Below are 24410 nucleotides of genomic sequence, written 5' to 3'. Positions count from 1 at the left end.
TTTGTACTAGGTAATCTGTATCTTATTCCCCACTCCCTAAAGATTGTGTCATAATAAGCCGACGCATATTTTAGTCAGTCATCCACCGTGCAAGATACCGACGCTATTAATGACCTTGCTGCTGCCCTACAACAGCCCACTGATCTTAGTTTTGAATTACCAGACCCAGAAGATGAACAGATTCCTGAGTCTGATTTTTTACAGCAGTTAGATATAGCTTGGCAAGTATGCGATCGCTTTGACCTGCAAACAGAAATTTGGCGGGGACGAATTTTAAGGGCTGTACGTGATAGAGAAAAAAAAAGGCGGCGACGGGCGGGGTACAGGCTTTCTCAAATGGTTAAAGGAACGCGAAATTAGTAAGAGTCAAGCTTATTCTTGGATTCAACTAGCCAACAGTGCCGATACACTTTTAGAAGAAGGTAGACTAGAACCAGCCGCAGTCAACAACTTTAGCAAACGCGCCTTTGTGGAAACGGCGAAATCTGCCCCAGAAGTGCAACAAATGGTGAGTGAAGCCGCCCAAAAAGGCGATCGCATCACACGCCGCGAAGTCCGCCAACTCACCGATGAATGGATGGCGATGTCTTCCGATTTAATCCCGGAACCAGTCAAGGTAAAAGCCGCAGACAATTCCTTACCACCCCGCTACATCGCCCCATTGGTAAAGGAAATGGAAAAGTTACCAGAACAGCACCAAAAGTTTATTCAAAAAGAAATTATTGCCAACCCAGACGTAGACACCATCAAGCAAGTAACTACAGAAGCCCGTCAATTAGCCAAGTATCTCAAATCTGCGGCACAAGTCCAAGCTCTAGTTAAAGAAGATGTCGATATAGAAACCGCCTTAGAAGAAGCCCACAGAGTCGGCTGTTTAAGCGTTGCGGCTGATTTAGTCAATCAAGCTTCTCAAATGGAACAAATGATTGGCAAGTTATACATGACATGGAAACGCATCAGCAGTTTAGCCGATAGATTGTATGTAGATACAGGTGCAAGTACACCAAACCTGCGCTCTCTTCTCAGTTCCATTGAACCCCTCGGTACAGAAATTATGGAGCTGCAACTGAGTGGAACAACTGATCACACTATCCGCCTACAAATTCAAGAAACAAATTGAAAATAAGCAGTATTACGGACTCTTAATTAAATTAGTAGCTGTGTCACAAACAAGCTACAAATGTATGAATCAGCTGAAGGGGTGAAAAGGGAGCTACCGTGTACACACAAGTGGTATCTGCAAGGGTTTCAGGTGTTATAGACTCCTTAAATTGTCATTACGAGCGCAGTGATAACGGAGCGAAGTAATCACATAATCCCGTAGTTTTGGCGATCGCTTCGTCGTTCCTCCTTTCTGCGAGACGCTACGCGAACGCAATGACAGGTTTTCAAAGCGATCGCCAAACCGAAAGCTAGACGACGAAACTAAACTTTAGGTAGGATTTCAAGACTTGTCTGTACACCGTAGCTTGCCTACCAGGGGAGCATCCCAATTTTGCACAAAATATAATGCCGAACGACTAGAAGTCGCGGCTACAAGAACAAAGCCTGCCTAGCCTATCGGCAACGGCAAAGCCGAACGCAGGCTATTTGCATATATTAGTCCGCGCAGGCGGACTTCGTTTGTGTAGCCCCAGACTTCCAGTCTGAGGGGCATTTTGCTGTGGTATAGTGATGCTTTATCTGCGTGCAGATGCGTGCAGATGCGGTTTTTTATTTAAAAACCACGATCACTAATCACAAAATATCAAGGTGCGCTGGCGTAGTCCGCACTTCGACAAAGCTCAGTGACCACCGCAGGAATCGTTACAAAGCATGGTATAGAGTTTTTCCCTGATCCGCTAAAATCATCTTCAACAGTCTTCTTTCCTTTTACCCTTTGGCTTGGAATTATGACGCAGGATGAGTTGTTAGCACTGATAGAGCAAGCGGCGGCTGAGGGTTGGCGACAGTTAGACTTGTCAGGGCAAAATTTAGCTGAGTTACCTGGGGAAATTGGTAAGTTGCAGCAGCTTGAGTCTTTGATTTTGGGAAAGAAGGTTGAAGGGTATGAATTCGTAGAAACCCGTTATATCCAAAAAGTTTCAGGCAATAATTTAAAAACTCTGCCGCTTGAACTATTAGATTTGCCTAATTTGCGTAGGTTGGATATTAGTGGTAATCCTTTAAAGAAAATTCCCGGTGTGGTAACTCGAATACCACATTTAGAGAAACTTATTTTAATTCGAGCAGAGTTAACTGAAATACCTGAAGATATAACTAAATTAACCAATCTGACGCAGCTTGACCTCAGTTCCAACCAAATTACAGAGATACCAGAGGCGCTGGCGCAATTAACCAATCTGACGCAGCTTTACCTCAGTTCCAACAAAATTACCGAGATACCAGAGGCGCTGACTAAATTAACCAATCTCACGCAGCTTGACCTCAGTTCCAACCAAATCTCCGAGATACCAGAGGCGCTGGCTAAATTAACCAATCTCACGCAGCTTGACCTCAGTTCCAACCAAATCTCCGAGATTCCCTTAGAAATTCTTGATTCAAAAGATCCACAAAAGATTTTTAATTACTTGAGGCAAATTCGCACAAGTAAAACTCGACCATTACATGAAGCTAAAATCCTGCTTGTCGGACAAGGTAGCGTCGGCAAAACATCCCTCATCGAGCGACTAATCCGCAATCAATATGATAAAAATCAACCCCAAACTGACGGATTGAATGTAGAAACTTGGAATGTGCAGGTTAATACCAAAGACATCCGCCTGAATGTTTGGGACTTTGGCGGACAGGAAATTTATCATGCTACCCATCAGTTTTTTTTTGACTAAGCGCAGCCTCTATCTCTTAGTTTGTAATTGTCGCACCAGCGAAGAAGAAAACCGCATTGAATATTGGCTGAAATTAATTGAAAGCTTTGGCGGACAGTCCCCCGTGATTATTGTTGGCAACAAAAGAGACGAACAACCCCTCGACATCAACCGCAAAGCATTACGCGAGAAATATGCCAATATTCAAGCCATTATCGAAACTTCTTGCCAAGACAATATCGGCATTGATGAACTCCGCACCGCTATTTTTCAGCAAATTGCCAACCTCAAAGAAGTCTACGACCTTTTACCCCTCTCATGGTTTGAGGTGAAACAACAACTCGAATCAATGCCCCAAGACTTCATCAGCTACAGCAACTATATCGGCATCTGCTACAAAAACAAAATTCCCGAAGAACAAAACCAAGAGCAACTCATCGACTTGCTGCATCGACTCGGCTTAGTTCTCAACTTCCGCGAGCATCCCATTCTCAAAGATACTAACGTCCTCAAACCCAACTGGGTGACAGAAGGTATTTACACGCTCCTGAGCGATGAAATCCTTAAAACTCAAACCAAAGGCATTTTCACACCCGCCGACCTCAGCCGTATTCTCAATCCACAACGTTACCCCATTCAGCGCCACAATTATTTGATTGGGTTGATGAAAGAATTTGAGCTTTGCTTTGCCCTAGAATGTCACCCGCCACAATTCTTGATTGCTGGACTTCTACCCAAAGACCAACCAGAACAAACAGAATTAGAAGGGGAAACCCTCGAATTTCAATACCATTACAAAGTTCTCCCAGAAAGCATTATCTCTCGTTTTATCGTCAACACCCACGAAAAAATCTATAACAAAATCTATTGGCGCAGTGGTGTAATGCTGCAATATCAAGAAAACAACGAAATTTATAACATTGCGCGGATAAAAGCCGACCCCGAAGACAAAAAAATCTTCATCGCCATTAGCAGACGTAAAGAAACCCGCCGCTTATTTCTCGGTATCCTCCGCGATGTGTTTAACAAAATCCACAAAAGTCTACCTAACCTCGAAATAACTGAATGGGTTCCCGTCCCCGGCTATCCCAATCATCCCCCCCTCGACTATCAGGAACTCTTGGGACTTGAGGCAATGGGTGAAAGCACAGTTACTATCGGCAAATTAAAATTAAAACTCAATTTACGTCAACTTTTAGACGGCTACGAATCATTAGAATCGCGTCAGAAATTACAAAGAGATGAGTTAGAGCGCGATCGCCTCACAATTGTTAACCAGATTTACAATAACAACCAAGCAGAACATAAACCTATGACACAAAACACAAACAACTTTCACAACTCAAACATCACCAACGTTGCTAACGAAGTTAAAGACAAAGCCAGTCAGCAAGCCTCAGATTTCACTCAAACCAGTGGTGCAAACATCACCGAAATACTGCTACTAATCAGCAACCTACGCCAAACCGTCGCCCAATTTCCGCCAGAAATCCGCGACGACATCACTATCGATATTGATGATGTAGAAGCAGAAATTCAAAAGCCAGAACCAGAACGCAACAAACCCAAACTCAAAAAGCGTCTCATTGCTTTACTCACTGCTGCTAGTTTAATTGCTGGCCACATTGCAGGTATCACAGATTTTACAAACAATGTTCTAGAAATAGGCGACAAATTGGGGATAGAACTACAACTTCCTGCTGGGAAATAAGCTTTTCTAACTCCCTGTTGTGTACAGAAAAGTAGAATTACCCCCTTCTACGGTATACACACAAGTCTTTTAGAGGATGTTTTAAAAGTCCTCTTGTTGGTAGCAAAATATTTTAGATCCCCCTAAATCCCCCTTTTTAAGGGGGACTTTAAGAGGCTCTTAGCCCCCCTTTTTAAGGGGGGTTGGGGGGATCTGTAAGTGTCGATATACACAACAAACCACTTTTAAAACATCCTCTTAGAGTGAGTCGATACATTCACAACGTCAGGCGATACATTCACAATGTCAGGCGATACATTGGCAATGTTAGGCGATACATTGCCAATGTCGATGCAGCAACTTGTGTGTACACCGTAGCCTTTACAAAGGGAGGGTTAGGGTGGGGTAATTTATTTGTGCGTAAGTCCTGTTAATGTAAATTAACCAAAATTTGGGCGATCGCACCTATTAATTGTTCTTGTTGGACTGGTTTAACTAAGTGGATTTGAAAACCTGCTTCTAGAGCCTGTTTTTGGTTGATTTCTCCAGCATAAGCTGTCAGCGCGATCGCAGGTATGTTACTGCCTTGTTCTGGTGGTAAGGCGCGAATCAAACGTATAAGAGTATAACCGTCAATTCCCGGCATCCCGATATCACTTAACAGTAAGTCTGCTGTGTTGTTGGCTAAAAATTCTAAGGCTCGGCTACCAGATGCGATCGCTGTGACTTTAGCACCAAATTGTTCTAATATCACAGTCAAAAACTTTCCTGTATCTAAATCATCATCTACTACCAAAACATGTAAACCTGCTAAATTTATCACCTCATCTATTGTTGAAATAGGTTGATTTTTCGGCATAAAATCCAGCATTAGTGGCAATCTCACAGTGAATGTTGCCCCCATGCCTTCCCCTCGGCTTTCTACTTCTACTATTCCTCCATGCAGTTCTGTGAGATGGCGTACAATTGCTAACCCTAATCCCAAGCCACCAAATTGACGAGTAATTGTGCCATCAGCTTGCCGAAAAGAATCAAATACGAATGGCAGAAACTCTGGACTAATACCTTGACCATTATCTTGAATTTGAATTTGAGCAAAGGTATCAACTCTTTCTAAAATAATTTCCACTTTAGCCCCACTGTTTGGGGTAAATTTAATCGCATTGGAAAGCAAATTACAAACTATTTGTTGGAGGCGTTCTGCATCTCCTTTTACCCATGCTGTATCCACACAAATCATTTTTTGAATTTGCATCCTTTTAGCTTCCACAGCTAGATATACAGTATCGAGAGAGGCGTGCAGAATATCAATTAGATTTACAGGCTGAAGATTTAAAATTATTTTTCTCTGTTGAATCCGAGAAACATCTAATAAATCTTCTATGAGTTGAATTTGTAATTTAGCATTCCGCTCAATGGTTTCTAAGCCATGTGTGAGTTTTTCATCATCATATTTGCGTCTTCTCAGCAATGTCACCCACCCCAAAATCGGATTCAAAGGAGTTCTTAATTCATGGGAAAGTACGGCAATAAACTCGTCTTTAATTCTATTCGCCTTTTCCGCTTCACTCCGCGCCGATTGTTCCCTAAATAAGAGATTTTCTAGTTCAACTTCTGCTTGTTTCCGTGCAGTAATATCCCGAAAAAATATCCCCAAACCGTCTTCAAAAGGATAAGCATGAATTTCTAGCCACATATTCTGCGACGGATATAATGCTTCAAAATGCACAGGAATTAATTGCGCGATCGCCCGCAAATATTCTCGCTCAAATTCTGTACCTTGCATTCCTGGCCATTGCTGCCAATAATTTTGAGCCAGCATGCTTTCTGGGGTGACACCTTTGATTTTAGCTGCTTGTTGGTTGGCATAAGTTATTTGCCAATCTTGATTAACGGCAATAAAAGCATCTGTCATGCTCTCCAAAATATTACTCAAGCGATTTCGCAGAGCTTTTTCAGCTTTTAATAATTTATCTTTCTCTCGATTTGATTCTTCTAAACGAATATTTGTTTCTCTTAAGGAATCATTCAGTTTAATTAATTTTTCCGACATTTCAGCCCGTTCTTGATACTCGCCAATTCTAAATTTTTCAATAGCTAGTTCTACTTGAATTTTAGCCCTTTCGGTAATGGCAACCCCAACCAATAAAGTCACAATCGATTGCACTAATAAACTTAATTTATGAACATGCAAAACCTCTGGCTGTACAGGAAAATTCGGCAATAAGATAGCATTAGGATAAACTACTAAATAAGAGAAAAGTGTGATTAAAATGGAAAATGTCGAAACAAGCATTCCTGTAGAAACTCCGAAGCGAGTAGCCGCCCACATTACAGGAATAAAGCTCAAAAAAGATAACTGTTGAAACCTAAAATCTGTGTTAGTATTTATAGAAACTTCTGATACAGTGACCGAAGCAATACTAATACACAAAAATAAAATAGTAGTAACTTCTAATAACAAAGGACGACAAGTTGGCAGTCTAAAAGTTGGGGATGCAGAATTTGCTGTCGGACAGCGAGATAACCAACCCCAAGATTGCAGATAAGGCGTTAATACTAATAAAATTGTGGGGGTAAAACCCATAATACCGATCGCATTACCTAACCACCAGTGAGTAATGCTATCAGTAAGGTGAGCAGCAGGCATTTTGCCTATAGCCACCCAACCTAAACTACCAAACACAGCTAAACTACTGCTGGCAAACAAAGGTACAGTTAAGGTAAAAATAGCAGCATCTTTGAGACTATGAAACGTCAGCGAACCCTTCCAAAAACGACGGTAGAGTAACCAAGCAACCAGGGGTTCAACAATATCGATAACGCCAATAAATCGCTCCCAACCATGCAATCCCCAAACAGGAGCCATCAAGAAAGAAGCAATACCTGTGAGGATGATACCATCAAGGCCAAACCAAAAACTCAGAGCGATCGCTACCCCAGAAGGTGGAAACCACAAAGAAACCCCTGGCTGAATACGGTAGATCAGCGCCATTCCATGAGCAGCAACCAAAGCTAATAGCCCCAGTGATAAAATCAAAAGCCGTTGATGTCTGGCACTCACCCTAACAAATTGCGACAAACGCTGCATAATTGCCAATAAATTTTAGATTGTTCAGCCTACCCATCTTAGTGCTAATAAATATTCATAGCACCAGATATCCTTCAGCTGTGATCGGTGCAAAGGTAGACATTTTTGGTGTACCAAATATTGTTTTAACTATGGAAGTTCCCAAAAAATATTACAAATTATTTTTGATCAGATCATCTGTCCCAGTTGACGACTTACTCTAGGCGTGATTTTAATGTAGCGATCGCCTAGCTCAACAAAACGTTTATCTAGTAGCAGCCAAGGTGCTTAAGAAATCGGTAAATAATCAGACAACAAAAAGTAATAAAGGTTTGAGGATGTATGTAGATATTCAAAACCCTTACACCCCCAAACCCATTTTCCACAAAAAAAACTTTATGCGTCAGGTCTGACAAATGAGCCTGCCTAGACAGAGTATATCTTTATTAGTTGAAGTCTCTAAGCTCTTGTCCAAGGCCCCCAAATGGCAAAAGTAATACCAGGAGTTTGGATGTTAACAAACAAAGTTCTACCATCAGGCGAGAAGCAAGCACCTGCAAACTCACTATCATTTAAGGCATTACGGGCAAAATTATAGATTTCACCTTGGGGATTCACACCTCTTAAGAAATTATCGCCGTCTCCATCTTCACAAAGAATGAGATCACCAAAAGGTGCCACAACTATGTTGTCAGGCATATCCAGCACATTTCTAGATTGAGACTCGACAAACAAATCAAGGCTTTCAGGGGTTCCGTCAACTGGTGGAATGTAGCGCCAAACTTGACCAGCCTGAGCAGCGCCACCACTTGTACAACAAAAATAAAATTCTCCGTTACCATACCAGATACCTTCCCCACGAGCAAAGGTAGCTGCGCCTAATTCTTGACCTTGGAATCTGACAGTATCACCATCTAGTGGGTTGGGATTAGGAATAGTCACCCACTCTACAGCCAACTTCTGTCCTGGTCTGAAACCACTGTTAGAGGTATTAACTCTAGGTTGACCGACAATTTTCAATGCTTGCAGAGTACCACCAGCTTTTAAATTGCCGCGCTCTGTGGGAATAAAACGATAAAAAAGGCTATCTCCTCTATCTTCAGTTTCATAGACAATTCCGGTTCTGGGGTCTACAGCTACAGCTTCATGATTAAATCTTCCCATTGCAACTAGAGGCTCTGGTGTAACCCCAGAGGTAGCACTAGCTGGAACTTCAAAGTTGTAACCGTGTGGTTTTGTGACTCCGTTAGTTGCACTTGGTAAAGTCACATCTTCTTCACAACTAATCCAAGAACCCCAAGGAGTCAGGCCACCAGCACAGTTACGGATGGTTCCACTCAAAGACACAAAGTGTTTGATTAACTGGCGATTAGCGCCGACAACTAAGGTTGTTGTACCACCTCTAGCAATTGGATCATAAGGTTTTGTCCCTTGTGTACGTGAACCACTGAAACCAGTGCTAAGTTCGTGATTGCGAACCAAAATAACTGTATTTCTTGGGCCAGGGAAAGCAGCCATCCCATCATGAGCGCCTGGTACTAAAGTACCATCGGTCATGAGTTCGCCTGTACGGGAGAAAGTGCGATATTGAAATCCAGGCGGTAAATCTAACAAACCATTAGGATCAGGAACCAGCGCACCATAACCTGTGCCGAAAATAGGTTGACCGTTGGCTTGTCTGGCGTAAAGAGCTTCTAAAGGCGAGGCTAATAATGTACCAGCGGCACTTGCCCCAGCTAATGTAAAAAATCTACGTCTTGATAATTTCATTTGGTCACAAATAGAAATGCTTGGAAGAAGTTATGGGAATTAGATTAAGCTTGGGTAATGCTTTATTTAAAGTACAGTTATAAAAAACTCCTAAAATATCTTTTTAAATACTGCGAATAAATATCTCAAATAGCCTCTGCATTAACCGATTTAAGCAAGATATTTTGCCTATAAATTTTATATAAATGAGTAACAAATAATTTATAAACAACTTAAGTGCGCTTTCCGCATATCAGAAAAAATGAACAATAAATTAATAGATTTAGATAATTTATTTTGATGATTTATTGACAAGATAGCCAGAGATACTTAACAGACAACAATTGACAAAGTGAAAATTTTTATCGCTATCTAATTTTCATTATTTACCGATTTCACAACTAACTTATCATCGTTATAAACGCTTATTTAATGACGATTATAGCTAATAATCTCTGCCATAAAATTATTTGCTTTCAGATATACAGACCATCTTTAAGCAAAGGTTAATAAGTGATTAATTATTGAAATAAATATAATTTTTTTTTATAAAATCTTACTTTTTTTTGAATGCTATGAAAAAATAAATTATTAAACATTTAAATAAAAATAAATCTAATGATAAAATTCCATCTGGAATGTTTTAGGTACTGCACAGAAGCAAACAACATAAATCATGATTATAACAACCAGATATCAAACAGTCTGGTGAATATTTTGTTTGACTTTTATTACCGAATATTCCACCCATTAACTCTGTGAGCAGAGTTCGCATATTTCAGGAAAATTGATTATTTTCAAAAAAAAATGAACAGATTTTTTACCCAAATTAAAGCTACAGTAGCTGTAGTTACTGTCACATCTTTAGCGACTGTCATCAATGTTCCCCAAGCTGATGCAGCTTCTTTTGACTTATCTTGGTTGGGAGGACAAGGTTATTCAGCTAGCGGTAGATTTTCCTTTGACGATAGTTTCTTAGGCAGCGTTGTCACCAGAGATCAGCTGAGTGATTTCACAATCTCCTTTTTTGACCCAGCCGGAACTTTATTACAAAGTTTCGATTATGATTTTCCCAATCCCAACAGTAGCTTTAACTTCAACTTTGATACTGTTTCTCGCACTGTTTTGCAAACAGGTAACTTTGATACGCCCAACGGCTTTGATTTAGGAATTGACTTTGCTACAGAAGTGACTGGGTTATCTTTTTATACATTTTTAGATCCTGACCAGGGATTACCAAACGCTACGATATTTTTAAAGGATGACCTGTCACCAGAAGTCTGTAGTACATTCCCCAACTGTCGAGTAGATGTTGGTGGTCAGTTAACAGCCACAGCCGTTCCAGAACCAAGTGCAATTTTAGGCTTGTTAGTGGCAGGTTCTTTAGGCCGATTTTTAAAGAAAAAGCAAGCATCTATCTAAACAGCAAACTGAATAGTTGATGCCAGCTTGATAAAAACCGTAATTGACCAATATTGTATCTTTCATTCCCCAGGTATTGCCTAAACAACAAATCTGAAGCTCTCTTTACAAGAGAGCTTTGAGATTTTCATATTTTCATGTTCCGGGCGATCGCACTTTTGCCTAGAACAGAGATAATGGCAAGGCTGCTAAACAACAGCAGTATTTTGGTGTTCTAACCATTGCAAAATCCGATTCCAAGCCCACCAAGGATCAGGGTCTTGCGCCTGGGACTGACACTCTTTGCTACTTAAATAGCCGACATGACCTCCATAACGGGTGAGTAGCAAATCTAGGGCGGAATTCTGCTTACAGGCGGCTTTTAATTCGGGGACGATATCTGGATGAAATAAAGGATCATCGGCAGCGTAGATAATTAAAGTTGGTTTTTGGAGTTCTGGTAACAGTTGGAGGGCGCTGCTGGCTTTGTAGTATGCCTCTACACTAGGAAAACCCAGCCTTTCAATTACTAGTTCGTGGTCAAAATCCCAAATGGTGTTTGTTCTTTCTATGGCTTGGGGGTCAATAGTTCCAGGATGAGCATCATGGATTCGCCAAGCGAGTTTCTTTAACTCACGCACAATACTAGCTTCTATGAGTCTACCAAAACGGTCTTTGGTGAGATAGGTGAGCGATCGCAACGAATCCAAACTCGGACAAATCACTGCACCGCCACCAATATCGCTGTATTCGATACCCAAATTTTCATTACCCTGGGTTAACTCCGCAGCTGTTTTGATTCCCCACAGGGCTAATTGTCCCCCCAAAGAAAACCCCATAAACCAAAATTTCCTGGGACATCCCATCGCCGCCGCCGCCGCCGCCAAGCGTACAAAATCTTCGCCCTCATACAATCCATCAGAGGTTAAAGTTGGTGATAATTCTGCCGTTTTACCGTGCGCCCGCCAATCAAATAACACCACAGCGTAGCCTTGAGAGTATGCTTTGCGTCCTAATAACCGCAAAGACCATTCTTGGTCTAATTCGCCTGTAATTCCATAGGTGGCAATGATTGTACTGTGGGCATTTTCGGGAATAGCTACCCAAGTAAAAATCGGCACACCTTGTCCACCCATCAATATTGTTTTATGATAGGGCGGCTCTGGTTGAGAAACTGTACTTTCCCAGTAACGTTTTCCCCAAAAAGCAGTGTAAACAGTCATTGCTACACCATTTTGTAAAAACTTAGCTGGATTGTAGGGCGGGTAACACATCATTTTGCAAATTTCGTGTATCTTAAGTTTTGTTTTTCATGAATTAGTTTTAATATTTATGTTAGATTTAAAATCTTTTTTATAATCAAGACAGAAATCTTTGTATCCACCAAAGATTCTTATTTTTCCTTAAAAAGTAGCAATAATTTTTTTCATAATGCCGAGGATTCTAGTCATAGACGATGACCCAGCAATTTCCGAGCTTGTTGCCGTCAATTTAGAAATGGCTGGCTACGATGTCAGTCAAGCTGAAGATGGCATCAAAGGTCAAGCGTTAGCTCTCCAGCTACAACCAGACTTGATCATGCTCGATCTCATGCTGCCCAGAGTAGATGGATTTACAGTTTGTCAACGCCTTCGTCGGGATGAACGCACTGCGGAAATTCCCGTTTTGATGCTGACCGCCTTAAGTCAGACTCAAGACAAAGTGGAAGGCTTTAACGCCGGCGCAGACGACTATCTCACCAAACCTTTTGAAGTTGAAGAAATGCTGGCGCGGGTAAGAGCTTTGTTGCGGCGCACTGACCGCATTCCCCAAGCCGCCAAGCACAGCGAAATTCTCAACTACGGCCCCTTAACCTTGGTTCCTGAGAGGTTTGAGGCGATATGGTTCAGTGAGACAGTGAAACTCACCCATTTGGAATTTGAGTTACTCCACTGTTTGTTGCAACGCCACGGACAGACAGTTTCTCCTAGCGAAATTCTGCGCGAAGTTTGGGGTTACGATCCTGACGATGACATTGAGACAATTCGAGTTCATATTCGTCATTTAAGAACTAAACTCGAACCCGATCCTCGTCATCCTCGCTACATCAAAACTGTATACGGTGCAGGATATTGTCTAGAATTACCCAGTCTGCCTGCATCAGCTGAAGGCGCTTCTGCATAATGCGGTAGACTAACACAATCTATTCCTTGACCTCAGCCCTAAATTTGCCGAATCCATCATGTTGTGTGTCATGCTGTGGGGAATGAGGTTTAGTGGTTTTACCAAGGAAAACTCTAATTTCGCCTGCTTGACTCTACAGAAAGCTACCTTCCAATAGACATCCTTTTGTGGGGGTTGGTGCTTAGTAGGCGAATGCTACCCTATTAGTACTACAGTGCTAATTAATCGCCACGAGTCCAATAGCACTGCAATTAGTCAAAAATTGGCATTCTCTTGAAACAATTTTGAGAGAATGCCAATCAATTTAAGATTTTGTCGCAAAATATCTACGTCACTATTCACAATTCATAAGTAAGTTGGTGGAAAAAACAAAACTAGATTAATAAAGATTCTAGATTAATAAAGATTAATTAACCTAAAACCCTCTTCCCTCCTGCCTTCTGCCTTCTGCCTCCTGCCTTCTCTAATAACCAAAAATTACAGAGGAGCCGAGGTACAAATTAACTCACAATGGATTAATTGCCATTGAAATTATCTGCACTTCTTCTCCTCTGCTATGTTTTTCACCTTCGATTTTGATACCAAATGGCTAATCTAAAATCCAATATGGTATTAGGGAGCGAGGGCGTTACCGCGAATTAAGCTACCAATAGTTTTGGCAGTAATTTTCAGTTGGGTAATGGGGTTGGCGGGGACAACTGTTTTGTATAGATAGCTGTCGAAGGTGAGGCGCTGTACATCCATGTCAGCACACATTTCGACGAATGCTTCACGGGTTGCATCAGAACGATAGAACACAGTCTGCAAAATGTCTAACACTTTGTAGGTGAGTCCGTATTTCTTATCCCAACGCTTGATATACTGCTTCAGATCGTTTTCTGTGGGAATGCGGCTACCGTTGTTAGAGGTTTCCACAATGGTTTCAGCGCACATTCTTCCAGATTTAGCCGCAAAGTAAATTCCTTCACCAGAAGATTTGGTAACGTAGCCAGCAGCATCTCCAACTAGGGCGATGCGACCAACGACGCGACGAGGACGAGGATGTTCGGGAATGGGATGCGCTTCGACTTTGATGATTTTACCGCCTTCTAGTTTCTTGGCAGCACGGGCGCGAATACCAGCTTGTAACTGTTTAATACTGGCTTTATTGACGTGCATTGTGCCAGTACCGACGGCTACGTGGTCGTATTTGGGGAATACCCAAGCATAAAAGTCGGTGGAAACGTCATCGCCGACGTACATTTCGGCTAGGTCGTTGTAGAACGCCATTTTGTCTTGGGGTAAGCGAATTCGCTCTTGAAAAGCGATCGCATAATTATAATCCCCAGCATCCATTTCTTTGGCAATGCGGGAATTTGCCCCATCCGCCCCAATAATTAAATCTACTTTCAGGGTTTTTGTAACGCCCTGTACGCCGCCTTCAGTATGGTCAACGTAATGAATTGTATAGGGGTCGGTATTATTTGTGGGTATATCGACTTTATGAACAGTGGCGTTAATTAAATTTGCACCTAATTTTGCCGCGCGATTCCGCAAAAAGCCATCTAAAACTTCACGGCGGCACATTCCAATATATTCTTCTTCATTTACCAGATTAATATCAACCTCACGATTGGAAGGTGAAATCATTTTCATCTTCCGCACCCGGCGATCAATAATCTCTGGTGGTAGGTCAAATTCACCCACCATACAAAGGGGAATAGCGCCCCCGCAGGGCTTGGCATTGTCTAGCTTGCGCTCAAACAGGTAGGTTTCAATCCCTGCTTTTGCCAGTGTTTCGGCGGCAGATGAACCAGCAGGGCCTGACCCCACAACAGCAACCCGTAGTGTCAAAGGTCTTCTCCCAATCTTGACATTTACCGAAAGCATCGTACCACGGTCTTTTGGCTGATTTTGCGCTCTACCTCCCAGTTTTGACAGAAATGCAATATTCCTTAATATTCCGATACAAATGGAAAGTGTGAAGTCTTAAGTGTGAATTGGGAATACTCACTCAATAATCTCATCCCTAGACTCTAGCCCCTAGCCTCTCATCATGGAAATTTCTTTACTAGACTCTCTCACTCGAAGAGTTAGCGTTAGCGTGATTACTGGATATCAAAAGCATATTTCCCCCCATAAAGGTTTTGCTTGCGCCCATAGGATTTTATATGGTGGTGAATCTTGTTCCCAGTACATCAAGCGTGTGATTGCCAAAGAAGGTTTAAGAGTGGCGTTCATCAAGTCCCGCACAAGATTTCAAGCTTGCAAACAAGCTAACTTAATTCTGCGTTCCCAATTGGATGATTCTGAAGATTTAGAATCAAAAGATGAAGCAAATACACGGCAACCAAAAAAAGATAATGGCAGTAATAATTGTCAATCTTCCAATACAAGCTGTAGCAGTAGTGATAGTACTTACTGTGTAGATTGTGCAGATTTAAGTTGCAATTGTGCTGATATGGCTAATATCTTGAGTGATTGTGATTTCTTTCATTGTCATGCTGTAGATTGTAGTGGGACTGATTGTGGCTTTCTTGATTGTGGTAGTTGTGGTAATTAAATAATCTTCAGAATTCAGAATCTAAAAGTCAGTATTGATTCAGAGTTGCAATTATCAAGATTGAAATTCCGCTCAAAAGTATTTGAGTTAAAAATCTATGTATGGTATATATAAAGCACGGTAAATCTAGCAACATACCGGGGTTAGACTAGCAAGGGGATAACGGCGGTGGGCATAGTAGTTGAGAATGTATCCAAAAATTTTGGCAGTTTTAAGGCAGTTGACCAAGTTGATTTGACAGTTAAGAGTGGTTCACTGGTGGCGTTGCTTGGGCCATCTGGTTCTGGTAAATCTACTTTACTGAGGCTAATTGCTGGTTTAGAAATGCCAGATAGTGGCAAAATCCTGCTCACTGGAAAAGATGCTACTTATCAAAGTGTACAAGAACGAAATATTGGGTTTGTATTTCAGCATTATGCTTTGTTCAAGCACATGACTGTGCGGCAAAATATTGCTTTTGGTTTAGAAATTCGCAACGCCCCAGCCAAAAAAATTAAAGGGCGGGTAGAACAGTTACTAGAGCTAGTACAATTGGGTGGATTAGGCGATCGCTATCCTTCACAGTTATCTGGTGGTCAAAGACAACGGGTAGCATTAGCGAGAGCTTTGGCAGTCGAACCAGAGGTGTTATTGTTAGATGAACCCTTTGGTGCATTAGATGCCAAAGTGCGGAAAGATTTACGGGCATGGTTACGCCGCCTCCATGATGAAGTGCATGTTACCACTGTTTTTGTCACCCACGACCAAGAAGAAGCAATGGAAGTGTCGGATGAGGTCGTAGTCATGAACAAAGGACGGGTGGAACAGGTAGGTACACCAGCAGAGATTTACGACAATCCCGCTTCCGCATTTGTGATGAGTTTTATCGGCCCAGTGAATGTTTTACCCAACACTTCCAGAATTTTCCAAAGTGTTGGGTTTGATGCTGCATACCCAGAAGTATTTTTGCGTCCCCAAGATGTAATTATCGAAAAACAAGCCAACGGTGCAACGGCATCTGCCAAAGTTAGCCGCTTAATTCATCTGGGTTGGGAAATTCAGGTAGAATTGACTTTGGATGATGGACAAGTGGTAACAGCTCATCTCACACGCGATCGCTTCAACGAATTAGAGTTAGAACCACAACAACGAGTTTACGTCAAGCCCAAAGATGCCAAATCCTTTCCTGTATATTACTCAATATAAAGATAAAAATTAAATAATTACTCATAAAAGAAGGATGAAGTACATTTATCCTTCTTTTTTCGCTGTTAGAACTTACACCAGAAAATAAATCATCCTCTGTCCGCCTTGTCTTCTTGGCCCACCTTCTCTCCCTTACTTCCCTAAGCGCAGTGTATAGGTGTTCCAAACCTCCACACCCTCTTTATGCGTAACTCTTACGTGTATAAGTTTTTCTTTATTTTTCTTTATACTTTTATAAGTATATACTTACGTTTCTTAATGTTTGCTTAAAATTTAGAGATAAAACGTCTCTAAACTTCAAGTTGCAGTGTTCAGTTTTCTAAACTTGCCTACAATTAGGCATAGACGACCTCTACCCAATGGTAGAATTCTTGAGCGAAATAATCGCGCATAATTTTTGTTTGTTTAAATAAAAATATGAATGAAAAAATTACATCAGGGTATTAGACATCTACCAGCTAAAATACCTAATCAAAAGTTAAAAACATAACAAGAGCTTGACATTAGACATGCAACTCTCTGTTACTGTGACAATGCCAGTTCAGAATCCCAAAAGTTAAGTTGCAATAGATACAACTTTTTTTTTGCATAAAATCACATAGATGATTATCACTAATCATGCTTTCTCAAATTACCAAAAGTTAAAAAAAGAAAAATCTCAAAAAATCTTGCTTAGATGTTCACTGCTGTTTTTATCTGCAAAAATTTTAAATTTTTGTGATTAAAAAAGCTGGATTAAACTCAGTAGCAGATAGATATAATGTATACATTTTAAATTATTAGTTAAGTTCTGCAAATACAGCACTGAGAAAAATTGCTACCAAAGATCAACTTTATGAAATCTTATAAATTGCTACAATGAAACCCCGTAAAAACCGTAAAAACTTCAAACAAATAAAACTTACTTTGGCTCTATGATTTAAGAACTCAACCTATATCTATTAAAAATCCCTATTATTGACACCCCAAGCAAAAATAAAAGGTAAAAATATGAAGATAATTCCAGGTTTATTTAGGTCATTTATGCTGCAACTACTAACATTTGCAGCAATAGCTACTGCGGCAACCTTAAAGCATAATTCGCTACCTGCTTACGCCCAAGAGACTCCCACTGAACCCCAACCGACAACAGAGCGAATTTGTTCTTTAGATCCTGTGGAATCTTTATTACCACCACCCCAAGCTAAAACCAGCAACTCCTTATTGTCATACCTAGCTGCTGAGGGATTTACTCAGAGCAAAGATGGTTCCTGGGTATGTTATGTGAACGACCCCAAAAAAGAAGGACGTTATTACACCTTATTTAAAGTTCAAGAGGTAAATGGGAAGCTAATTGGCAGTTCTTTTTTAGACGGTGGGAATTTGATTGAAGGTCAAGACAACCGCACCTTAGATTTTTTTATGAAGCTGATTGAGCATCATCTTGATGGTGATCAAGAAAATCGCCAAAGCATACGTAGATATTTAGAATCCTTTATATCTTTAGTCAAAGAAGGCAAAATCAAAGCCTCCCGTCGCGGATTTTTGTTTGACCAACCCAATCGTGCTTTAGTTGTGTACCACACCATTGGTAACGGTACAGGAGAACTCAAAGGAACAGCAATTACCCTCAACATTCAAATATCTGATAAAGTCAATGCCAACTCAACCAAGAGTGCAGTACCAACTTCTGTAGGAGAGAATATCCAACCGAAGCAAAAATAATCCTGATGATTGAATGGCTTGTGAGTGGTGTTTCGTTTATTGACCAGGAGATGTATCTTGTTGAAATTAACTGTCAAAAGCATAGGAATTTCGTTAACGTCTTTGGCAGTATTGTTGTCTGTTTGCCAATCTGCTAACGCACAACTAAATATAGGAAAGCGTAAAATCCAAAGAGGACTGGAGCGAGAGTACCTCCAATATCAGCTAGAAAATCGTAATCTCAGTGATGCGTTCGTCATCCCTAGCTGTACTGTGGGTAGTGGTACTGGCTGTAATAAAACCGGCACAGTCCTGCAACAATTACTGGCAATTAATGGTGGCCCTAGTTACTACGATTTAGTAATTCGAGCCGCTGGGGGACAACAAAACTACCAGAATTTCGCAGCTTTTTACGGCAACAATGAAAGACTGCCAGAAATTCCTTTCGCATCGTTTTGGAAAAAACAATCTCCATCAATTGTGGATGGTTATCAATACGTCCTCGGCCAGCCTGTTAGCCGCAGTCCTGTGGCTGGTTTGGGTGCAGTAACTAAAAACTTTGCTTGGTCGCCAATATCCAGAGGTGATAATTCTCTGAGTCCCCGACAAGGACTATTAGATTTTAAATATTCTGTTGGGCATGAACTCTTAGTTGAGGTATCGAAAATTCCGAATCTCCGACAGCAGATTCGTGATTTAGATTTGCCTCCTGAGATGACGCAGTTTTATTTAAATAACCTCTCTCAAGGGTTAAATGCCTTGAAGACTGGAAATGAAGAGGCATTACAAGAAAACATTTTAAGAATCTTTTCTTTTCCCTATTCATCCGACTCGACAACAAGCCCTAACTATGGACGGGTATCTCTTGATACACCAAAAGAGTTAGACAACATTGCAGGTATTCCTATAGTTGGTGAAGAAATCAGCCCTAACATCGCATTATTAGAACCAGACTTATTGTTGTTAGAGTCAGATACTGGACTAGCTTTCGATGTTGGTACTATAACTGGAAGTGCTTTTAACCCTTTCTACTTATCACCTCTGGCTTTGCTTCCGCTGTTATTCCTATTTGGTGGAGGAGATGATGGTAGTTCTTCTCCCCCGGTCACAGTTCCTCCAGTGGTTCCACCAGTTCCACCTGTTATCAACCCAACCCCAACCCCAACCACACCGCCACCACCGGTCAGTGGATGAACCATCAACACTGACCGCTATACTATTGCTGACACCTTTATTGGGCGTACTCAGCTATAAAAAGCGCATAACCAGAACAAAAACTTTTGTGAAATCTTAAGAGTCATCTTTGATTTTTGAAAAAAAAATTCAATATCTGTCAGGTGGGCATTTACCAGTATGTTTTAGCTTGGTTGAGAGTTGGGCTGCAAATTACCATCCCAGCTATCCTTGATCAATAAAAATCCCTCGGTAGCTTGCCGAGGGATGATATTAATTAGTACTTTTCACCTAAAAATATCCCACTTCCATAGAATACCTATTCGTTTTAATATGAGTGTGCCAAAATGCCAAATCATTGTTACTTATGACTAAGCTCATCGAATATGAAGAAGCTAGCGCAGAAGTTCGCGCAGTCTATGATGATATTCGTGCAACACGAAAAACAGATTACATTAATAATTTTTGGAAAGCTTTAGCTAATCATCCGCCGACTCTGCAACGCACTTGGCAAACAATTAAGGAAGTGATGACTGGCCCTGGTGAACTTGATCCACTTGTGCGGGAGTTGATTTATATTGCTGTGAGTGTGACGAATGGCTGTGATTACTGTATATCGTCCCATACAGCTGCTGCCCGTGCTAAAGGGATGAATGATGCTATGTTTGGCGAACTGCTGGCGATTGTTGGAACTGCAAATATGACTAATCGTTTGGCTAATGGTTATAAAATTCCAGTGGATGAGCAATTTCAGTCATAATACTAGTACAACAAGGCAAAAGTAAAAAGGCAAAAGTAAAAAGAAATAATAACGATAACACAAGCCTTTAAGAAATTTTTTATAGTCTGTTTATTTACGCCGACCTGTACTAGTTTTGTAGTTCGATGCACAAAACCAAATAACAAACTACAGAAGAATTCTCCAATAAAGCCCATGTTATGCTGTAATCACGTCTAGGAAAGAGACTATGACTGCTTTAGTTCAAGAACTTCTCAATAGTTTTGACCGCTTGTCAGATTCAGAGCAATTGGAGTTGGTATTAGAAATTTTAAAGCGGACGGTTGATTTAGAGTTTCCGGCGTTATCTGATGAAGATTTAGTTCTTAATGCGGAAGGGCTTTTTCTAGAGTTAGACAAACAAGAAGCTATGTATGAGTGGTCTTGAGAATTCATGGCTACCAGCACCCGCAGATTTAACTTTATTGGCGAATGAAGTTCATATCTGGCGAATTGATCTTGATATAGCAGACTCACTGCTAGAAAATTTCTCTGCAACTTTATCTAGTGATGAACTGGCTCGTGCTAACCGATTTCGCTTTGTGGAACATCGCCAGCGTTTCATTGCGGGTCGTGGTAGCCTGAGACATATATTGAGTCGTTACTTAAATATTGCGCCGAACCAAGTAAGATTTGACTATGAACCTCGTGGTAAACCACTGTTGGCTGATGGTTTAGCAGCCAGTGATTTGTTGTTTAATTTGTCGCATTCTCAAGATTTGGCTTTGTGTGCAGTGAACTACACACGCAAAATTGGTATTGATTTAGAGTATATGCGCTCTGTGTCTGATTTGGAGGCGCTTGCTCAAAGGTTCTTTTTACCGAGAGAATATGAGTTAGTGCGATCGCTTCCTCCTCATCAACAACAAGAAGCATTTTTTTCGTTATTGGACTTGTAAGGAAGCTTATTTAAAAGCTACAGGTGATGGAATTTCGCAGTTAGAGCAAGTAGAAATATCTCTCACAACTACACAAGGCGCTAAATTACTCACATCTGAAGACTGGAGTCTTGTGGAGTTTACACCTGCTGATAATTATCGTGCGGCTGTGGCTGTGGCTGGTTCTGCTTTGGATTTCAAATATTGGCAGTTCACGGCTATTTTGCCATGAATCATTATTTGTCTTTCTGCATACTTCTGCACAAGTTTGCGTAGTCGCAGATGGCTACTTATACTAAAGTTTTTTGCTTACGTAAACTTTGAATGGTAGCGATCGCAGATTTTGCTACTATATCAATTTCTTCAGTAGTGTTAAATCTGCCAATACCAAACCGCACGGAAGCGTAAGCTAGTTGTTCAGAATTGCCCAAGGCTGTGAGAACATGGGAAGGTGCGATAACAGCCGATGAACAAGCAGAACCAGAAGATACCGCCATCACAGGTTGCAGTCCTAGAGAAAGTGCAGCACCATCGACTCCCTCAACGCTGATATTTAAGTTTCCCGCTAGTCGCTGCGTCTGGTGTCCGTTGAGGTGTATTCCTTCTAACTGTGATAATTGTGTCCACAAACTTTGTCTGAGTTGAGTCAGACGTGCAGTTTCCGTTGCTTGTTCTGCTAAAGCCAGTTCTATAGCTTTGCCAAAACCAACTATTTGCGGTGTGTACAAAGTTCCTGAACGCATTCCCCGTTCATGCCCACCGCCATGCTGTTGGGGTGCAAGTTGCACTCTGGGGTTGCGCCTACGGACATATAATGCACCGATACCCTTTGGCCCGTATACTTTATGAGCAGTCAACGACATTAAATCGATGTTCATTGCCTGCACATCTAAGGGGATTTTACCAATAGCTTGGGCAGCATCAGTATGAAAAATAATATTGCGATCGCGGCATATTTTCCCAATCTCTGCTAGTGGCTGCAACACGCCAATTTCGTTATTCGCCGCCATCACCGATACTAAAATTGTTTCTGGACGACAGGCTGTTTCTAATTGGTTTAAATCAATCAGTCCATCTTGTTGTACTGGCAAGATTGTAATTTCAAACCCCAGACTTTTCAGATACTCACAAGGGTCTAAAACTGCTTTATGTTCGGTCGCTACAGTAATAATATGCTGACCTTTTTGAAAATAAGCCTCAGCAATACCTTTAATGGCTAAATTATTCGCTTCTGTTGCACCACTAGTAAATACAATTTCTTCGGGTGTGGCGTTAATTGCTGCTGCTAAACTTTCTCGCGTTTGTTTCACAGCCGCTTCTGCTTCCCAACCATAAACATGGTTAATACTAGCAGGATTGCCAAACTTTTCGGTGAAATAAGGCAACATTGCTGCTAACACTCTTTCATCTACTGGTGTAGTCGCATGACAATCAAGATAAATCGGACGATGAGACATAAATTAATGTAAAACTTGACTGATTTTTTTTTAATATTTGCAGGACTTTTTTAATAAAGTAAATTCATCAGAGAGAGCATAAATTGGCTTATCTGATTTCAGTAGTTTCAAAAAGATAAAGTTACTCCCATTAGTTAATAACCCAAATACTGGTTTATCTTGGTTAGGTTTAGCGAGCATATAGGAAAGTGCTTGAAGAATATTCTCTAAAAGGGAAAAGCTGGCTCTTTTTGATTCGATTACCAACAACCAAAACTGCTCTTGAATCACCAAGAAATCGATTCTGCCTCTGACAATTTCTTCTGCATCTTCGACTGTAATTTCTACAGATTCTTCGGTGGCGATCGCATAAGGCTCTTGATAAAATCCCGCCAAGTCTAATAGAGGTGATACTATCACCATTTTGACGGCATTTTCTAAAATTGGCGGACGCTTAACTAAACTTAAAAAATTAGCTTTGACTCTATCCAAATATTGTTGATCTAAAGTTGTCACTGACGGTAAATTTTCCAGCAATTCTGTGAAAAATCTTGCATCTTCTGAAATTTGGAGACTAAATCTTTCCTCTAAATAGGCAAGTCCGATATTTTGCACTTGGACGACTTGAACCATATTAAATATCATGAATTTGGATGAATTCTGCCCAAATTAACTTTTAATCAAGAGTATCTGGATCTATACCCAAAGCTCTCAATTGTTCCGCCAATTTTTGGGCGCGTTGTGCTTCTTGCTGGGCGCGTTGTGCTTCTTGTCGAACTTGTTGTTCTGCTAACTCAGCCCGTAGTTGTGCTTGTTTAATTTGTTCTGCGGGTGTGGGATATCTGTTTCCAGCTTCGTCATACCAATAAAGCCATTCTCTAGTGACACCGCAGTAATTTCCTCTTTCACAACCAATTCCCAAGCCAATTTCTGCTAACCACACAGGATTGCCTGATTGTAATTCATATTTACCATTTACTAACTTATGCACTTCTAAGCGAGGTTTGCGGCGACGACGAGAAGAATAAATCACATAATAAAGTACACCTAAAGCCTCATATTCTTTTAACTTGTCGCTGTATTCTTTGCGATAGTTCGGCGAAACTACTTCTAACACCAAAGTTGGCAGAACATTTTCATCCCACAACACATAACTCGGACGTAATTCTTCATCATAGAACCGTTCTACGCCCAAACTTAAAAAACCATCAGGGACAATTGGCGGTTCATCAGGGTGATAATAAATACCCATATCTACGCCAAAAAACCAGTCCATGCGTTCTGACCAAAGTATTAACAGCATGGCTTTGAGTAACCCTGGTATTAATTCTTGCAGTTCATTATCCACTGGTGTCTCATCAGAGTCTGGTAGTTCCTCAGCAGAAGGCAAATACCTCGGCAAGTTGTACTCTAACATGGCTGATTTTCCCAAAACTTACGGATACTGGGCTTTAGTCTATGAATCCAAACCAATATCCTCACCAGAATTATAGCGATTTCGGATGAACAGGTTACAGGTTATAGGTGACAGGTTACAGGAGAAAAATTTTATACTCCCTAATCCCTAGTCTCTAGCCTCTAGCCCCTACTACGATGATTAATAAATATATTAGTTTTTTGGATCTCTGATTGGTTTATATTTACGAAAGGGTGTATTAACAGCCACTCTTTTTCCGAGGTTAGGAGGCAGCATCAGAAAATTTTAAATTTTGATTTGAGATTTTAGATTGCCCTAAAGATGTTGTTTGCAGAGGATGTCACAGAAGTATCAAATATTTATTGTGCTTTCCCCAGACTATCCTGGTCGCTGCTTTGCTTAAAATGACACTCTCATATATCTAAATTGATGGCAATC

The 24410-nt window shown here is 40.9% G+C and carries 17 protein-coding genes and 2 pseudogenes; 12 read left to right on the top strand and 7 right to left on the bottom strand.

What is annotated here, in order from left to right; all coding sequences use genetic code 11:
• The first annotated feature begins 87 nt into the window (after positions 1 to 87).
• From ACX27_RS16625 to ACX27_RS16620, 3 genes and pseudogenes are all read left to right on the top strand, one after another.
• Positions 88 to 1120 (top strand): annotated as a pseudogene (locus ACX27_RS16625) (hypothetical protein).
• A gap of 772 nt (positions 1121 to 1892) precedes the next feature.
• Positions 1893 to 2828 (top strand): leucine-rich repeat domain-containing protein, encoded by a 936-nt coding sequence (locus tag ACX27_RS33945; protein ID WP_235526239.1) that lies wholly within the window; start codon positions 1893 to 1895, stop codon positions 2826 to 2828.
• Positions 2800 to 4518 (top strand): COR domain-containing protein, encoded by a 1719-nt coding sequence (locus tag ACX27_RS16620; protein WP_235526238.1) that lies wholly within the window; start codon positions 2800 to 2802, stop codon positions 4516 to 4518. The genes ACX27_RS33945 and ACX27_RS16620 overlap by 29 nt, the downstream gene beginning before the upstream one ends.
• A gap of 409 nt (positions 4519 to 4927) precedes the next feature.
• Here ACX27_RS16620 and ACX27_RS16615 read toward each other — a convergent pair whose 3' ends face one another.
• The gene (locus ACX27_RS16615) at positions 4928 to 7588 is read right to left on the bottom strand and encodes an MASE1 domain-containing protein (RefSeq protein ID WP_235526237.1); all 2661 of its coding nucleotides are present in this window, start codon (positions 7586 to 7588) and stop codon (positions 4928 to 4930) included.
• Between the two features lie 438 nt (positions 7589 to 8026).
• Positions 8027 to 9337, bottom strand: coding sequence for an alkaline phosphatase PhoX (locus tag ACX27_RS16610; protein ID WP_062294477.1), 1311 nt, complete (start codon positions 9335 to 9337; stop codon positions 8027 to 8029).
• A 786-nt stretch (positions 9338 to 10123) separates the two neighbouring features.
• Here ACX27_RS16610 and ACX27_RS16605 point away from each other — a divergent pair.
• Positions 10124 to 10738, top strand: coding sequence for a PEP-CTERM sorting domain-containing protein (locus ACX27_RS16605; protein ID WP_062294475.1), 615 nt, complete (start codon positions 10124 to 10126; stop codon positions 10736 to 10738).
• A gap of 188 nt (positions 10739 to 10926) precedes the next feature.
• Here ACX27_RS16605 and ACX27_RS16600 read toward each other — a convergent pair whose 3' ends face one another.
• Positions 10927 to 11994, bottom strand: a complete 1068-nt coding sequence (locus tag ACX27_RS16600; protein WP_062294473.1) for a YheT family hydrolase — start codon at positions 11992 to 11994, stop codon at positions 10927 to 10929.
• 154 nt (positions 11995 to 12148) lie between these two features.
• On the opposite strand from ACX27_RS16600, the gene ACX27_RS16595 reads away from it, so the two are divergent.
• Positions 12149 to 12880: a response regulator transcription factor gene (locus tag ACX27_RS16595; RefSeq protein ID WP_062294471.1), complete on the top strand. Its 732-nt coding sequence runs from the start codon at positions 12149 to 12151 to the stop codon at positions 12878 to 12880.
• Positions 12881 to 13492: 612 nt separating this feature from the next.
• On the opposite strand, the gene chlP is transcribed toward ACX27_RS16595, so the two are convergent.
• Positions 13493 to 14749, bottom strand: a complete 1257-nt coding sequence (gene chlP / locus ACX27_RS16590; RefSeq protein WP_062294469.1) for a geranylgeranyl reductase — start codon at positions 14747 to 14749, stop codon at positions 13493 to 13495.
• 166 nt (positions 14750 to 14915) lie between these two features.
• Here chlP and yidD point away from each other — a divergent pair, with 166 nt between their 5' ends.
• The 7 genes and pseudogenes from yidD (at position 14916) to hetI (ending at position 21351) form a co-directional block, all read left to right on the top strand.
• Positions 14916 to 15422, top strand: coding sequence for a membrane protein insertion efficiency factor YidD (gene yidD, locus ACX27_RS16585; RefSeq protein ID WP_062294467.1), 507 nt, complete (start codon positions 14916 to 14918; stop codon positions 15420 to 15422).
• 168 nt (positions 15423 to 15590) lie between these two features.
• Entirely contained in the window at positions 15591 to 16607 is a 1017-nt protein-coding gene (locus ACX27_RS16580; protein WP_062294465.1) for a sulfate/molybdate ABC transporter ATP-binding protein, read from the top strand.
• A 990-nt stretch (positions 16608 to 17597) separates the two neighbouring features.
• On the top strand, positions 17598 to 18311 hold the full coding sequence (locus ACX27_RS16575) for a hypothetical protein (RefSeq protein WP_062294463.1): 714 nt from the start codon (positions 17598 to 17600) through the stop codon (positions 18309 to 18311).
• 60 nt (positions 18312 to 18371) lie between these two features.
• A complete protein-coding gene (locus ACX27_RS16570) occupies positions 18372 to 19484 on the top strand; it encodes a hypothetical protein (protein WP_235526236.1) in 1113 nt (370 codons plus the stop codon).
• Positions 19485 to 19830: 346 nt separating this feature from the next.
• Complete coding sequence (locus ACX27_RS16565) at positions 19831 to 20223, top strand: carboxymuconolactone decarboxylase family protein (RefSeq protein ID WP_062294460.1); 393 nt, start codon at positions 19831 to 19833, stop codon at positions 20221 to 20223.
• Positions 20224 to 20431: 208 nt separating this feature from the next.
• Positions 20432 to 20629 (top strand): hypothetical protein, encoded by a 198-nt coding sequence (locus ACX27_RS16560; protein ID WP_062294458.1) that lies wholly within the window; start codon positions 20432 to 20434, stop codon positions 20627 to 20629.
• Positions 20616 to 21351 (top strand): annotated as a pseudogene (gene hetI / locus ACX27_RS16555) (4'-phosphopantetheinyl transferase HetI). The gene ACX27_RS16560 and the pseudogene hetI overlap by 14 nt, the downstream one beginning before the upstream one ends.
• Before the next feature lie 58 nt (positions 21352 to 21409).
• Here hetI and ACX27_RS16550 read toward each other — a convergent pair.
• The 3 genes from ACX27_RS16550 to ACX27_RS16540 are packed head-to-tail and all read right to left on the bottom strand — an operon-like array spanning position 21410 to position 23972.
• Positions 21410 to 22576 (bottom strand): IscS subfamily cysteine desulfurase, encoded by a 1167-nt coding sequence (locus tag ACX27_RS16550; protein ID WP_062294456.1) that lies wholly within the window; start codon positions 22574 to 22576, stop codon positions 21410 to 21412.
• A 30-nt stretch (positions 22577 to 22606) separates the two neighbouring features.
• The gene (locus ACX27_RS16545) at positions 22607 to 23188 is read right to left on the bottom strand and encodes a hypothetical protein (protein ID WP_062294454.1); all 582 of its coding nucleotides are present in this window, start codon (positions 23186 to 23188) and stop codon (positions 22607 to 22609) included.
• 43 nt (positions 23189 to 23231) lie between these two features.
• On the bottom strand, positions 23232 to 23972 hold the full coding sequence (locus ACX27_RS16540; protein ID WP_062294451.1) for a Uma2 family endonuclease: 741 nt from the start codon (positions 23970 to 23972) through the stop codon (positions 23232 to 23234).
• Positions 23973 to 24410 lie beyond the last annotated feature (438 nt).

This window comes from Nostoc piscinale CENA21 (assembly GCF_001298445.1).
GTDB lineage: Bacteria > Cyanobacteriota > Cyanobacteriia > Cyanobacteriales > Nostocaceae > Nostoc_B > Nostoc_B piscinale_A.
Note: the sequence above shows the minus strand (reverse complement) of the source record. Positions and strands in the feature narration are given on the sequence as shown.

What these genes read in the sequence shown, in the direction of transcription:
- ACX27_RS16615 (WP_235526237.1), bottom strand. Translation starts at nt 7,588, where the DNA reads ATGCAGCGTTTGTCGCAATTTGTTAGGGTGAGTGCCAGACATCAACGG.
- ACX27_RS16560 (WP_062294458.1), top strand. Translation starts at nt 20,432, where the DNA reads ATGACTGCTTTAGTTCAAGAACTTCTCAATAGTTTTGACCGCTTGTCA.
- ACX27_RS16605 (WP_062294475.1), top strand. Translation starts at nt 10,124, where the DNA reads ATGAACAGATTTTTTACCCAAATTAAAGCTACAGTAGCTGTAGTTACT.
- ACX27_RS16545 (WP_062294454.1), bottom strand. Translation starts at nt 23,188, where the DNA reads ATGGTTCAAGTCGTCCAAGTGCAAAATATCGGACTTGCCTATTTAGAG.
- yidD (WP_062294467.1), top strand. Translation starts at nt 14,916, where the DNA reads ATGGAAATTTCTTTACTAGACTCTCTCACTCGAAGAGTTAGCGTTAGC.
- ACX27_RS16610 (WP_062294477.1), bottom strand. Translation starts at nt 9,337, where the DNA reads ATGAAATTATCAAGACGTAGATTTTTTACATTAGCTGGGGCAAGTGCC.
- ACX27_RS16575 (WP_062294463.1), top strand. Translation starts at nt 17,598, where the DNA reads ATGAAGATAATTCCAGGTTTATTTAGGTCATTTATGCTGCAACTACTA.
- chlP (WP_062294469.1), bottom strand. Translation starts at nt 14,749, where the DNA reads ATGCTTTCGGTAAATGTCAAGATTGGGAGAAGACCTTTGACACTACGG.
- ACX27_RS16550 (WP_062294456.1), bottom strand. Translation starts at nt 22,576, where the DNA reads ATGTCTCATCGTCCGATTTATCTTGATTGTCATGCGACTACACCAGTA.
- ACX27_RS16600 (WP_062294473.1), bottom strand. Translation starts at nt 11,994, where the DNA reads ATGATGTGTTACCCGCCCTACAATCCAGCTAAGTTTTTACAAAATGGT.
- ACX27_RS16620 (WP_235526238.1), top strand. Translation starts at nt 2,800, where the DNA reads ATGCTACCCATCAGTTTTTTTTTGACTAAGCGCAGCCTCTATCTCTTA.
- ACX27_RS16540 (WP_062294451.1), bottom strand. Translation starts at nt 23,972, where the DNA reads ATGTTAGAGTACAACTTGCCGAGGTATTTGCCTTCTGCTGAGGAACTA.
- ACX27_RS16565 (WP_062294460.1), top strand. Translation starts at nt 19,831, where the DNA reads ATGACTAAGCTCATCGAATATGAAGAAGCTAGCGCAGAAGTTCGCGCA.
- ACX27_RS33945 (WP_235526239.1), top strand. Translation starts at nt 1,893, where the DNA reads ATGACGCAGGATGAGTTGTTAGCACTGATAGAGCAAGCGGCGGCTGAG.
- ACX27_RS16595 (WP_062294471.1), top strand. Translation starts at nt 12,149, where the DNA reads ATGCCGAGGATTCTAGTCATAGACGATGACCCAGCAATTTCCGAGCTT.